This window comes from Streptomyces sp. NPDC052299 (genome assembly GCF_040679335.1).
Taxonomy (GTDB): domain Bacteria; phylum Actinomycetota; class Actinomycetes; order Streptomycetales; family Streptomycetaceae; genus Streptomyces.
In genome coordinates this window covers 122,097-134,514 of record NZ_JBFAUP010000001.1, presented here as the reverse complement: position 1 = coordinate 134,514, position 12,418 = coordinate 122,097, and the positions used below count along the sequence as shown (strand labels likewise).

The window sequence follows — 12,418 nt, the reverse complement described above, 5'->3', positions numbered from 1 at the left end:
ATCCCACCGGCTCTGTGGACACAGAGCGGCCCTGGGCCGTGAGGCCCAGGGCCTTTCGGTCCAGGCCGGTCAGGCCCGCCCGTCCTGGCTGCGGGCCAGCCAGTCGGACGCCTCGGTGAACTCCGCGTCGGACGTGCCCGCGCGCAGCGGACGTACATCCTCCGGAGCCACATCGGCCCGCGGGTAGGAGCCGAGGAAGCGCACATTCGGGCAGATGCGCTTGAGCCCCATCAGGGCCTCACCGACCCGGCGGTCGGAGATGTGGCCCTCAGCGTCCACCGCGAAGCAGTAGTTGCCGATGCCGGCCCCGGTCGGCCGTGACTGGATCAGCATCAGGTTCACCCCGCGCACCGCGAACTCCTGGAGCAGTTCGAGCAGGGCGCCGGGGTGGTCTTCGCCCAGCCAGATCACCACGGAGGTCTTGTCCGCACCGGTCGGCGCGGACGGCCGGGCCGGGCGGCCCACCAGCACGAAGCGGGTCTGCGCGTTCTCCGCGTCGTGGATCTCGGTCACCAGCGGTTCGAGCCCGTACCGCTCCGCCGCGAACTCCCCCGCGAAGGCGGCGTCGTAGCGACCCTCCTGCACGAGACGTGCGCCGTCCGCGTTGGATGCCGCCGACTCCCATACCGCCTGCGGGAGATGAGCGGCCATCCAGTTGCGCACCTGCGGCTGCGCGGCCGGGTGAGCGGTGACCGTCTTGATGTCGGACAGCTTGGTGCCGGGCCGTACGAGCAGCGCGAAGGTGATCGAGAGCAGCACCTCGCGGTAGATCATCAGCGGCTCGCCGCTGGTGAGCTGGTCGAGGGTGGTGGTGATGCCGCCCTCGACGGAGTTCTCGATCGGTACGAGTGCCGCGGCGGCCGTTCCGTTGCGCACCGCGTCCAGAGCCGCCGGTACGGAGACCATCGGGACGAGTTCGCGGGTGGCGGCTTCCGGGAGCGTACGGAGGGCGACCTCGGTGAAGGTGCCCTCGGGGCCGAGATAGGCGTAGCGCGTGGCGGACATACCGTCACCCTAATGCGCGGTGACGGCGCGGGAGCCCCGGACGGGAAGGCCCCCGGGGGTCAGGACTCCAGAAGCCGCTGCCCCACGTACTCACCGGCCGCGGCCCCGCCCGGCACCGCGAACAGCCCGCTCGCCTCGTGGCGGATGAAGGGGGAGAGCGCGTCCCCCCGGTCCAGCTTGCGCTGCACCGGGACGAAGCCGCGGAGCGGGTCGGCCTGCCAGCAGATGAACAGCAGTCCGGCGTCCGGTGTGCCGTCCGGGGCGATCCCGTCGTGGAACGAGAACGGGCGGCGCAGCATCGCCGCACCGCTGTTGCGCTCGGGCGACGAGATCCGGGCGTGCGCGTTGTCCGGGATCAGCAGCTTGCCGTCCGGACCCGCCTTGTCGAGGTCCATCGCTGTGGTCTCGGTGCCGCCGCTGAGGGGGGCGCCGTCCGCCTTGCGTCGGCCGATGACCCGTTCCTGGCGCTCCACCGGAAGCTTCTCCCAGTCGTCCAGGAGCATCCGGATCCGCCGCACCACCGCGTAGGAGCCGCCCGCGAGCCAGTCGTACGCCGGGTCCTGGCCGCCGGGGACGAACACGCGCTCGGCGAAGTCGTCGTCCGTGGGCTTCGGGTTGCCCGTGCCGTCGACCTGGCCCATCAGGTTACGGGCCGTCATCGGCTTCGCGGTCGCGCCGGGCGTGCGGTTGAAGCCGTTCATCTGCCAGCGCACGGTGGCCGTCGAGGCGGCCTCCTTCTGCACGGCCCGCAGTGCGTGGAAGGCGACGAGCGCGTCGTCGGCGCCGATCTGGACCCACAGGTCTCCGTTGGACCGGCCGGCGTCGAGGTGGTCGGAGGAGAACGGCGGCAGCGGATCGAGCCCCGGCGGGCGGTGCGTGGTGAGGCCCGTGCGTTCGAAGAAGGTGGCGCCGAAGCCGAAGGTGACGGTGAGCGAGGACGGGCCCGCGTCCAGCGCGACACCGGTGTCGTGTCCGGGGCCGTCCGCCGCGCCCGTGGTGGGTTCGCCGGCCATCAGCCGCTGAGCCACCGCGGACCACCGACGCATCAGGGCGGCGGCCTGCTTGCGCCCGGCCCCGGGAACGAGGTCGAAGGCGATCAGATGGCCGGACGCCTGAAGCGGAGTGGTGATCCCCGGTTGATGTTTCCCGTGAAACATCACCTCGGTGGAGCCGACCGTGGTCAGCGCGGCCGGTGCCTCGTCGCGGGTCGCGGCATAGCCGGTGGCGCCGCCGGCCGCTCCGAGAACCAGACCGGTCGCCCCGGCGGCGCCCGCGGTGCCGAGCAGCCGCCGCCGGGAGAGGGCCTGGGTGTTACTGGTGTCGCTGCTGGTGCTTTTTCCGCTCACGGTCCTGCTCAGCCGATCTTCACGTTCTTGTTGACCGTCGTCTGGTCGATGTCGGAGGTCCGTACCGTCACCGCGACCTTCCAGTCGCCCGCGATCGGGAGCTGGAGGCCGGTGGCGGTCCAGTGGCCCTCGGTCAGCCGGACCGGGACGGTCGGCAGGGGGCCGATGTCCTTGGACTCCAGGGTGAAGGCGATCTTCACCTCGGGAACGTCCATGGGCTTCTTGGCGGGGTCCTCGATCCACAGGTGGATCACGTTGGCGCCGGTGCGCCCCGGGTCGATGTCCATCCGTACCGTGCCCTTGCCGTTCGTGCCGCCCGTGTCGAAGGGCAGCGCGAGATTGACGGGACCGCTGTCCACGGGCCCGGCCGCCGCCGACGTGGAGCGGGCCGCCTCCTCCTGCGTACGGCCCGGCTCGGTCGAGGTGAGGGCGGTGGTCACCGCCAGCAGGACCACGGCGACGCCGACCTCGGCCAGTACGGAGCGGCGCAGGCCCGACCGGCCGGGGTCGGCGTCGCGTATCCGCTTCTTCTCGGCGGTGGCCACGGCGGCCCGCTGCCGGGCGAGCTGGGCGGCCCGGGCGGGGTCCTCCGCGGTCTCCGCTTCGGCCTCGGGGTCCTCGTCGGTTCCGGGTGCCACGGCGGCCGGGGCAACGCCGCCCTCCGCGAGCTTCCCCGTCCACCGGCGCGACATCGAGGCGGCCCCCACCAGGACGACGACGAGCCCCACCTTGACCAGCAGCAGCTGCCCGTAACCCGTACCGGTCAGTGCCGACCACGTGCCGACCTGCCGCCACGACTGGTAGACCCCTGTCGCGACGAGGACGACCACGCTGACGAAGGCGACCGTGGAGAAGCGGCGCACGGCCGCCGAGGTCAGGTCGGGCGTGCGGTACAGCGCGGTCAGCAGCGCCACGAGCCCGCCCAGCCAGGCGGCGACGGCCAGCAGGTGGAGCACGTCCACGGGCATGGCGATGCCCGGCTGGATACCGGTCGACGCGTGCTCGGCGAGCGCCCAGGTACCGGCGATGCCGGCGGCGATGACGGCGCCGCCGATGGCGAGGCCGAAGGTGAGGTCTCTCTTCTCGCGCGGGTCCTCGCGCTTGGCGTACGTGCCGAAGAGCACCGCGACGAACAGGGCGCCGGCGCCGAGCAGCAGGAGCCGGGAGACCAGGGCGGCGCCCGGCTTCGTGTCGAGGACCGCCTTGAGACCGTCGAGGTCGAAGACGTCTCCCAGCTTCCCTGAGCCGGTGTACGAGCTGCGCAGGAGCAGCATCGCGATCGTTGCCGCGGTGAGGGTCATCCAGCCGCGTACGACCAGGCGTTGCAGCGGGCGTGCCCCCGCCCCGCGCTGCCAGCAGGCCAGGACGAAGGCGGCGCCGCCCGCGAGCACGATGAACCCGGCGTACGCGGCGTAGCGCGCGATGTCGTAGAGCGTGCCGACGAGTCCGCCCCCGGCCTCGCTGTCGGGGAGGGCGACGCTGGTCTCGGAGGGTGCCCCGATGGAGAAGGTGAAGGCGCCGGAGACCGGGTGGCTGTCGGCGGAGACCGCCTGCCAGGCCACGGTGTACGTGCCGTCGCCGAGGCCCCCGCGCAGGGCGACGCCGTACTTCACGGTGGACCCGCTGTGCAGGTCGCGCGGGGCCGCCTTGGTGTCGGCGCGCTCGCCCGAGGGGTCGAGGACACGGATGGAGTCCGCGCCGAGGGCGACCTGTTCGGAGAAGGTGAGGGTGATTTGCGTGGGTGCGGTGGCGACCACCGCCCCGTCCTGCGGATCGCTGCCGGTGAGCGCGGCATGGGCCGATGCGGGGGCCGCGACGGCCAGCAGCAGGCCGAGCACCGCGCCGAGCAGCACGGTGAGCAGACCGGCCGCGGCGAGCGGCCGGCGCAGGGCGGACGGGTGCGGCCCGAAGGGCGGGGCGGTGGCTGTCATGGCGTGTCAGTCCCTCACTGCTTCTTCGGGTTGTGGGTGGTCTCCTTCACGGGAAGGTCGACTTCGATCGCGCCGGCCTTCTCGAAGTGCAGTTCCACGGACACCTTCTGGCCCTGCTTGGGCTGCTTCTTGAGCTTCATGAACATGATGTGGCTGCCACCGCGTTCGAGGTCCAGCTCACCGCCCGCGGGCACGTCGAAGGACGTCACCTTCCGCATGACCTGGTTCTTCGTCTCGTGGATGGTGACGTCGTCCGAGAGCGGGCTGGTGACCGAGGTGAGGCGGTCGTCGCCGGTGCCGTTGTTCTGCACGACGAGGAAGCCGGCCGCCATGTCGTTGACGGGCTGCGGCATGAACGCGCCGGTGATCTTCAGCTCCGGCTTGTCCGAGGAGGCCGAGCACCCCGCCAGCGTCAGGCCCGCGGTCACGGCCAAGGCGGCGGCGAGGGTGGTGCGGTGGTTCACGGGTTCTCCCCCTTGACGATCTTGGGGAGGTCCTTGGCGTAGTCGTCGGGCGTGGTGTCCTCGCTGTAGAGCAGGTAGCCCTTGTCGGTCTTCGGGGAGAAGGCGATGACCTGCGAGCCGTGCATCGAGACGACCGTGCCGTCCTTCTCCTTCTTCGGCGCGGAGATGCCGATGCCGATCTGCCGGGCCCCCGCCTGGATGGCCGGGAAGTCGCCGGTGAGGCCGATGAAGGACGGGTCCTGCGCCTTGAGCCAGCTGCCGAGGGAGGCCGGGGTGTCCCGTTCCGGGTCGGTGGTGACGAAGACGACCCGGAGGTTGTCCTGGTCGGCCTTGGGCAGGGCCTTCTTGGCGATGGCGATGTTGCTCATGATGAGCGGGCAGACATCGGGGCAGTTGGTGTAGCCGAAGTAGATGAGCGTCGGCTTGCCCTTGGTCTCCTCGCGCAGGTCGTACTTCTTGCCGTGTGTGTCGGTCAGGACGAGGTCCGGCTTGGTGAACGGCTGGTCGAGCACCGTCGCCGCCTGTGTCTTCGTCTGCATCGACACATCGGCGACGGGCTTCTTGCTGTCGTTGTCGCTGCCGCCGCAGGCGGACAGGGTGAGCGCGGCCGCGACGACGAGCGCCGCGGCCGGAACGATCTTCTTAACCATGGAGCACTGTTCCTGAGGAGTCGGTGGAGCGGGTGGGGGCCAGGAAGAGCCTGGCCCCCGTGGGGCCTGTCAGGTGGTACGACGGCGGCCGGCCAGGACACCGAAGGCCACACCGGCGACGCCGATGACGATGCCGACGATGCCGAGCACCCGGGCGGTGTTGTCCTCGCCGTCGGAGGAGGACGAGGCGGTGGTGGTCTCGCCGCTCTTCTCGGAGGAGGCGGCGGAGTCCGGGGACTTCGAGGAGTCCGCGCCGGCCGCCCCGTGCGCGTCGTCGGCCGCAGCCGTCAGCTTGAGGACGGGCGCGGGGGACTCGGGCTCGTCGGCACCTTCCTTGGGCTCCTCGATCCAGCGGACGACCTCCTTGTTGGAGTACGTCTGGATCGCCTTGAACACCAGCTGGTCGGCGTCCTCGGGGAGCTGGCCGATGGAGAGCGGGAACTGCTGGAAGCGGCCGGGCTCGATCTTGCCGCCGGTCCAGGTGACCTTGGAGACGGCTTCGTTGATCGTCTTGCCGTGCATCTGCAGCGGCTTCGCCAGCTTGCTCGTCGTCACCTCGATGTCCCAGCCGGGCACGGGCTGCGGCATGACGGACGCCAGCGGGTGGTCGGTCGGGAAGTTCACCTCGAGCTTGGTCGTCGAGGCGTCGTCACGCTCGTTGGGGACCTTGAAGTTGATGACGGCGTAGCCGCCCTTGGCGGCCTCGCCCTGCGGCTGGACGCTGACGTGGGCGGAGGCCGTACCGGCGAGCAGCAGCACGGTGGACGCGGCGACGCCGCCGGCGAGGGCGATGCGGGAAACGTTCATGGCAGGGATCACTCCACAGGGCACGAAGGAAGGGTGCTCCGGCGCACGGGTGCGCACCGGTATCGCGACGCCACTTCCGTACGGCTGGAATGCGCGCCGATGCCGGAGGGGCCGGTGCGCATCGCGTGGAGGGCGTCGCGTCAGGCTGCGAGAGCGAGCGTGGAGGGCGGTCCGCGCCTGATCACCAGGTGCTGCAACGGATCCCCGGTGGCCGGGCGCGGCGCGTCCACGGCGGTACGGGGGGTGCGCGGCCCGGTCGTGGCCTCGCCGGCCAGCCCGGTGCGCAGGGCGGCGACGAGCCGGAACGCGTCCCGGAGCGCCCGGAGCCGGGCCCCGGCCGCGACCTGCTGGGCCCCGTGCGCCGACAGCCGGGCGAGCCGGAACAGGGCGACCTCGCCCCGCCGCAGCAGCCAGCCGGTGGCCAGGGCGGCCAGCAGGTGCCCGAGGAGCATGGGCAGGCTGGGAAGCGTGTGGAGGAGGCCGGCCGGGGTGGCCCAGGTGGGGCCGGAAGCGGCTGCGGCCAGGTGCTGGTCCGCGTGAGCGGTCACCTCGGCCGGGTCGATGCCCGCGGTGCCGACGATGTGCCGCGCGTCGGCGGCGTCCAGTTGCTGCGGACCGGCGCCGCAGACGAGGCTCGCCGCGAACCGGATCAGCGCGTCGTCGCCGCCCGTCGCCGCGGGAGACGTGGTGTGCGTGCCCAGCCCGAACAGGGTGTGCAGGGCGAGCTGTCCGCCGGCCAGGGCCGTGGCGATGGAGGGCAGCGAGCGCTCCCGTCCGGCGAGCGGAACGGCCACCGCGAGGACACCGAGGAAACCGGCGAGCAGCGTCCACCAGGGGACGGTCGCGCAGGCGGCCAGCGCGTGCCCGGCCGCGGACAACGCGACGCAGACCGCGGCGAACACCGCGGCCCTCAGCAGCCGTAGACCGGCTCCGGCGCGTCCCACAGACACAGACATGGCGGGCCCATCATCGCACCCGGCCCCCCGCCTCCGTACGGCAGGTCCGGAAGGTCGTCTTCCGGGCGGATTGGGTGTGAGCGGGGACGTTCGCGCGGGTTCCGGCGGCGTCCGGCCCGGGCGTAACGAACGGAGGGGCCGGGTTACACCGGTGTGGTGCATCCGGCTATCCGCCGAATGGGCGGCATCAGAGCGCGCTCGTGCTTACGACCGCCCCGGTGCGGCAATACGTAGCGGTATGTCTAGCCGCAACCAGGAGGCCGGAGCATGAGCATCTGGTGGTCACTCCATTTGCGGCGCGACGCTGCGAGCGTCCCGCTCGCCCGCCGGTTCCTGCTCGGCACGATGGAATCCGCGGGCGTGGACCCGGACATCTCCTTCGACCTGTCTCTCGCGCTCAGCGAAGCCTGTGCGAACGCGGTCGAGCACGGCGGGGAGTACGACGCCACCTCCGACGGCACCGGGGAGGACCGGGACGCCTGGGAGGATCCGTCGGCCACGGCCAGCGGCCAGTACCGGGTCACCGCGTATCTGGACGGCGAGAAGTGCCGCATCGAAGTCGCCGATTCGGGGCCCGGTTTCCCCACCCGGGGCGGCCCCTGTGCGTCGGAGCGGCAGCCCGGGAGCGGCCTGCCGGACCCGCAGTACGCGTCGCATCCGCCCGTCACCGCCGAGGAGGGACGGGGTCTGTGCCTGATCGAACAGCTCGCCGACCACGTCCACTTCGGCAACCGCCCGGGGTGCGCCGGCGCGGTCGTGAGCTTCGACAAGGTCCTGAAATGGCGGAAGGACGCCCTGCTCATGGTCTCGTGAGCGGGGCGCCCCTCCGTACGTACGGCCGGTGGCGGATCAGCCCTTGAGCCGGGCCATCCACGCCTCGACCTCGTCGGCCTGCCGGGGCAGCTTGTCCGAGAGGTTCCGGTTGCCGTCCTCGGTGACGAGGATGTCGTCCTCGATCCGGACGCCGATGCCGCGGTACTCCTCGGGCACGGTGAGGTCGTCGGCCTGGAAGTAGAGACCGGGCTCGACGGTGAGGCAGACACCCGGCTCCAGGGTGCCGTTCACGTACGCCTCGGTGCGCGCGGCGGCGCAGTCGTGGACGTCCATGCCGAGCATGTGGCCGGTGCCGTGCAGGGTCCAGCGGCGCTGGAGGCCCAGCTCCAGGACCTTCTCCACCGACAGGTCGCCGAGCAGGCCCCACTCGACGAGCTTCTCGGTGAGCACCCGCTGCGCGGCGTCATGGAAGTCGCGGAACTCGGCGCCGGGCTTGACCGCGGCGATGCCCGCCTCCTGCGCCTCGTACACCGCGTCGTAGATCTTGCGCTGGAGCGGTGTGAACGTGCCGCTGATGGGAAGCGTGCGGGTCACGTCGGCGGTGTAGAGGTCGTTGGTCTCCACCCCCGCGTCCAGCAGCAGCAGCTCGCCCGAGCGGACGGCACCGTCGTTGCGCACCCAGTGCAGGGTGGTCGCGTGCGGCCCGGCGGCACAGATCGAGCCGTACCCGATGTCGTTGCCCTCGATGCGGGCGCGCAGGAAGAACGTTCCCTCGATGTAGCGCTCGCTGGTGGCCTCGGCCTTGTCGAGGACCTTCACGACGTCCTCGAAGCCGCGCGCGGTGATGTCGCACGCCTTCTCCAGCTCGGCGATCTCGAAGGCGTCCTTCACCAGACGCGCTTCGGAGAGGTAGACCCGCAGTTCCTCGTCGCGCTCGGCGGTGACCTTGTCGGTCAGGGCGGCCTCGATGCCGGCGTCGTGGCCGCGGACGTTCCGGACGGGGCCGGTGGCCTCGGCCAGCGCGGCGGGCAGCTCGCGCACGTCCTTGGCGGGGATGCCCAGCAGCTGCTCGGCCTCGGCGAGGGAGTGGCGGCGGCCGACCCACAGCTCGCCCTGGCCGTCGAGCCAGAACTCGCCGTTCTCCCGGTTCGAGCGGGGCAGCAGGTAGACGGTCGCCTCGTGGCCGTCGTCCGTCGGCTCCAGGACGAGGACGCCGTCCTGCGTCTGGTCGCCGGTGAGGTACGCGTACTCGGTGGAGGCGCGGAAGGCGTACTCGGTGTCGTTGGAGCGGGTCTTCAGCCGGCCCGCGGGAATGACCAGCCGCTCGCCGGGAAAGCGCGCGGACAGTGCGGCGCGGCGGTCGGCGGTGTGACCGGCCTGGGCGATCGGCTCCAGGCCGTGCAGTTCGGTGTCGGCCCAGCCGGACTTCATGCTCGCGGCGAGCTCGTCGGACACGCCCGGGTACAGGCCGTTCTTCCGCTGCTTGACCGGCTCTGTCTCTTCGGTCTCCGGGGTCTCCGGGAACTCCTCAGACACGACTGTTCTCCTTGATACGACGCTGGACCTCCTCCATCGTACGGGCGTACGGAAGGGGGCCCAGGGCCGGAAGACCTCTTACATGGGAAAGGCCCGGATCAGTCGAACCGGGCCGCGAGTACGACCACGTCCTCGGCGCAGTCGGCGCGGCCGGCCCCGTTCGGCAGCACGGTGCGCACCACGTGGTCGGCCACCGAGGCGGCGTCCCCGCGCAGCGCCCTCGGGACGCTCGCCGCGGCCGCGTGGAGGCGCGCGTACGCCCGGTCCATCGAGTCGCCGGCCCGGCGCAGCAGCCCGTCGGTGTACAGCAGAACCGTCTCGCCGGGTGCGGGCGTGATGTCCACGCTGGGCGCCTCCCAGCAGGACAGCATGCCCAGCGGGGCGGAGAGCGTCGTTTCCACGTACGCGGTGCGGCGCTCGCCGACGACCAGGGGTGGTGTGTGCCCGGCCCCGGCGAGCAGGATCCGGCGCCGGGCCGGTTCGCAGTACGCGAAGAGCGCGGTGGCCGAGGGGGCCGGCTCGGTCAGCCGGAGCAGCAGTTCGAGGTCGGAGAGCACGGCGACGGGGTCCTCGCCCTCCATCACCGCGTACGCGCGCAGCCCGGCGCGCAGCCGGCCCGTGGCGGCCAGCGCGCTGGGGCCCGAGCCGCCCACCGAGCCGACGGCGAGGCCGAGGGCCCCCTCCGGCAGGGCCAGCGCGTCGTACCAGTCGCCGCCGCCCTGGGGGGCCACCTCGTGGCGTACGGCGAGCTGGACGCCGGGGACCCGGGGCAGCCGGGTGGGCAGCAGTTCCTCGGCCACGGTGGCGACGTCGGCCCTGGCCCGTTCCAGTTCCAGCAGGCGGGCCAGGTGCTCGGAGGCGTATCCGGCATACAGGCCGACGAGGTGGCGCCGGTGTTCCAGCGGTTCCGCGGGTTCGTCGTAGAGCCAGACGGCGGCGCCGAGCCGTCCGGCCGTCGCGGTGGCGAGGGGCAGTGCGTAGCTGGCGGCGTAGCCGAGGCGGGCGGCGACCTCGCGCCTGCGCGGGTCCAGGCCGGTGTCGCCGAGCAGATCGGGGGTGGTCAGCGGGGCGTCCGGGTGGGGCCGGCCCTCGAGGATGCGTCCGTACGAGGTGGCGCTGCGCGGCACGGTTTCGATCTGGCCCAGTTCGGCGTGGGCCAGTCCGAGCCCGATGGTGCTGACGGGGCCGCGCCGGTCGGACGGTTCGAAGGAGACCAGGCCCCGGCGGGCGCCCACCAGGGCGGCCCCGGCGTCGAGGAACTCGTGCAGGGCGTCGTCCAGGGTGCTGGTTCCGGCCAGACGCTCGGTGAGCTCGTGGAGCGTGGTGAGGTCGGAGACCCAGCCGGCGAGCCGGTCCTGGATGAAGGCGCCGGGTGCGGTGGGCACCGCCTCGACCGGCGCGGCAGTCTCGTCCGAAACCGGAACTGTGGGATCGATTCCAGCCACTTTTGGCGGGTGCGGAGCGCTCATGGTCGCCGGCTTTCCGAGCGGTGTGTTCCGTCGAATAGCATCGCAAACCCCCATGTCATTCTGCGCCGCTACCAGTGCATCCACATGTACACGCACAAGTGAGGCGATGTCCAGCATTGTCCCCCCGGAAAACCCGGTGTCCGCGCCTTAATCAACTTGGCCAAAAAACGCACCTCGCCGTATGCATTAGCGGTCGACTGGGTCTGCTCTACGGGGGCGCACCTCCGGGTGAAGTCCCTGGGGCGCGTCATTCCGGGCATGCTGGGTACGTAATTCTTTGGATGGCCAGGGGCGGCCCCGCACGCCCCCGGAACCTGGCAGCAGGCCCGGACGTCCTCTCTTGTGACGGCCGCGCCCCACCCCCGAGTGGCGAGGCCGCACGTACGGACCGCAGGAGCGCCGTGCGCCCCGCACCTCGCCACGATGCCGACCGCAAGCAGCTCGATCCGGCTCAGCACGGCTCACGCTCGGTACCGACGAACGACCCGTACCGCAGGCTCGACGAGCACGTACACCCAGAAGATCCGCAGGCATGGTGTGACCGCGCACGATGCGAGGCGGACCCTCGGCGTTCAACGGAAAGGAACGAGCGCTCATGCGCGAGATCCTCGGAAGGCGACGCAGTTTCGGCCGCAGGGGCGGCTCCGCCCGGCTCGACGCGGCCCTGACCTGCGCCACGGAGTGGCAGTGGCCCGTGCTCCCCGGGGCGGGGCTGCGCGGGGCCGGTGACCGCGGCCCCCGCTGCGCGTGCCCCGATCCCGAGTGCGCGGTGCCCGGCGCGCACCCCTTCGACCCCGGACTGCTCGCCGCGACCACCGATGCCCGGATGGTGCGCTGGTGGTGGACGAACCGGCCGGCCGCGCCGGTGCTGCTCGCCACGGGCGGCCGTGCGCCGTGCGCACTGAGCCTGCCGGCGGTGGCCGGCGCCCGCGCCCTGGCCGCGCTCGACCGGGCGGGCCTGCGGCTGGGCCCCGTGGTGGCGACGCCCACCCGGTGGGCGCTGCTGGTCGCCCCGTACACCCTGGAACGGCTCGGCGAGCTGCTGTACGCGCAGGACCGGGTGCCCAGCTCGCTGCGGTTCCACGGGGAGGGCGGCTATGTCGTGCTGCCCCCGTCGGAGATCGGCACGGGGCAGGTCCGCTGGGAGCGCGCGCCGGGGCGCACTCCGGGTTCACGCCCCAAAGGCGCCGCCGTCGCGCCCTGGCTGCCGGACGTCGAGGTCGTCCTGGACGCCCTGGTCGAGGCGAGCACGAGTGCCCCGGACGGCGGTAGCAGACTTAGGCACTGAGCGGTTGGGGACAGGGTTGGCCAGATTCTGATGCGGGCGTGTTCTTTCAGATGGCATTCAATACGGAGTTCTGTCGCTTCCCTGTCCGATCTACGGCGAATCCCTTCCGTTCTTCCTCATCCCTCCCACTCCTTCCGTCTGGCTTCACGATTTCCGGGTAAACGGCGGGACTGCTCGTAGCGCTTCCGTTTG

The 12,418-nt window shown here is 71.9% G+C and carries 11 protein-coding genes; 2 read left to right on the top strand and 9 right to left on the bottom strand.

Features of this window, described 5'->3' with window-relative positions; all coding sequences use genetic code 11:
- Positions 1-69: 69 nt before the first annotated feature.
- The 7 genes from pheA to AB0L33_RS00575 all read right to left on the bottom strand — a co-directional run bounded on the left by pheA (position 70) and on the right by AB0L33_RS00575 (position 7,159).
- Complete coding sequence (gene pheA / locus AB0L33_RS00605) at positions 70-1,005, bottom strand: prephenate dehydratase (protein ID WP_365676901.1); 936 nt, start codon at positions 1,003-1,005, stop codon at positions 70-72.
- Positions 1,006-1,064: 59 nt separating this feature from the next.
- Positions 1,065-2,351: an iron uptake transporter deferrochelatase/peroxidase subunit gene (gene efeB / locus AB0L33_RS00600; protein ID WP_365676900.1), complete on the bottom strand. Its 1,287-nt coding sequence runs from the start codon at positions 2,349-2,351 to the stop codon at positions 1,065-1,067.
- An 8-nt stretch (positions 2,352-2,359) separates the two neighbouring features.
- Complete coding sequence (locus AB0L33_RS00595) at positions 2,360-4,282, bottom strand: copper resistance protein CopC (RefSeq protein WP_365676899.1); 1,923 nt, start codon at positions 4,280-4,282, stop codon at positions 2,360-2,362.
- A 14-nt stretch (positions 4,283-4,296) separates the two neighbouring features.
- Positions 4,297-4,746 (bottom strand): copper chaperone PCu(A)C, encoded by a 450-nt coding sequence (locus tag AB0L33_RS00590; protein WP_365676898.1) that lies wholly within the window; start codon positions 4,744-4,746, stop codon positions 4,297-4,299.
- On the bottom strand, positions 4,743-5,396 hold the full coding sequence (locus tag AB0L33_RS00585; protein ID WP_365676897.1) for an SCO family protein: 654 nt from the start codon (positions 5,394-5,396) through the stop codon (positions 4,743-4,745). Before AB0L33_RS00585 ends, AB0L33_RS00590 begins: the two co-directional genes overlap by 4 nt.
- A gap of 69 nt (positions 5,397-5,465) precedes the next feature.
- On the bottom strand, positions 5,466-6,203 hold the full coding sequence (locus AB0L33_RS00580; protein WP_365676896.1) for a YcnI family protein: 738 nt from the start codon (positions 6,201-6,203) through the stop codon (positions 5,466-5,468).
- Between the two features lie 140 nt (positions 6,204-6,343).
- Positions 6,344-7,159 carry a hypothetical protein gene (locus AB0L33_RS00575; protein ID WP_365676895.1) on the bottom strand — a complete coding sequence of 272 codons (816 nt, stop codon included), beginning with the start codon at positions 7,157-7,159 and terminating at the stop codon, positions 6,344-6,346.
- Positions 7,160-7,426: 267 nt separating this feature from the next.
- Between AB0L33_RS00575 and AB0L33_RS00570 the strand changes: the two genes are divergently transcribed.
- The gene (locus AB0L33_RS00570) at positions 7,427-7,972 is read left to right on the top strand and encodes an ATP-binding protein (protein WP_365676894.1); all 546 of its coding nucleotides are present in this window, start codon (positions 7,427-7,429) and stop codon (positions 7,970-7,972) included.
- Positions 7,973-8,008: 36 nt separating this feature from the next.
- On the opposite strand, the gene AB0L33_RS00565 is transcribed toward AB0L33_RS00570, so the two are convergent.
- On the bottom strand, positions 8,009-9,469 hold the full coding sequence (locus AB0L33_RS00565) for an aminopeptidase P family protein (protein ID WP_365676893.1): 1,461 nt from the start codon (positions 9,467-9,469) through the stop codon (positions 8,009-8,011).
- A 98-nt stretch (positions 9,470-9,567) separates the two neighbouring features.
- The gene (locus AB0L33_RS00560; protein WP_365676892.1) at positions 9,568-11,055 is read right to left on the bottom strand and encodes a PP2C family protein-serine/threonine phosphatase; all 1,488 of its coding nucleotides are present in this window, start codon (positions 11,053-11,055) and stop codon (positions 9,568-9,570) included.
- Positions 11,056-11,533: 478 nt separating this feature from the next.
- Here AB0L33_RS00560 and AB0L33_RS00555 point away from each other — a divergent pair, with 478 nt between their 5' ends.
- Positions 11,534-12,226: a bifunctional DNA primase/polymerase gene (locus AB0L33_RS00555; protein WP_365676891.1), complete on the top strand. Its 693-nt coding sequence runs from the start codon at positions 11,534-11,536 to the stop codon at positions 12,224-12,226.
- Positions 12,227-12,418 lie beyond the last annotated feature (192 nt).

Excerpts from the sequence above, each read along its gene's own strand:
- AB0L33_RS00570 (WP_365676894.1), top strand. The coding sequence starts at position 7,427 with ATGAGCATCTGGTGGTCACTCCATTTGCGGCGCGACGCTGCGAGCGTC.
- AB0L33_RS00580 (WP_365676896.1), bottom strand. The coding sequence starts at position 6,203 with ATGAACGTTTCCCGCATCGCCCTCGCCGGCGGCGTCGCCGCGTCCACC.
- AB0L33_RS00560 (WP_365676892.1), bottom strand. The coding sequence starts at position 11,055 with ATGCTGGACATCGCCTCACTTGTGCGTGTACATGTGGATGCACTGGTA.
- AB0L33_RS00575 (WP_365676895.1), bottom strand. The coding sequence starts at position 7,159 with ATGTCTGTGTCTGTGGGACGCGCCGGAGCCGGTCTACGGCTGCTGAGG.
- AB0L33_RS00585 (WP_365676897.1), bottom strand. The coding sequence starts at position 5,396 with ATGGTTAAGAAGATCGTTCCGGCCGCGGCGCTCGTCGTCGCGGCCGCG.
- AB0L33_RS00555 (WP_365676891.1), top strand. The coding sequence starts at position 11,534 with ATGCGCGAGATCCTCGGAAGGCGACGCAGTTTCGGCCGCAGGGGCGGC.
- pheA (WP_365676901.1), bottom strand. The coding sequence starts at position 1,005 with ATGTCCGCCACGCGCTACGCCTATCTCGGCCCCGAGGGCACCTTCACC.
- AB0L33_RS00595 (WP_365676899.1), bottom strand. The coding sequence starts at position 4,282 with ATGACAGCCACCGCCCCGCCCTTCGGGCCGCACCCGTCCGCCCTGCGC.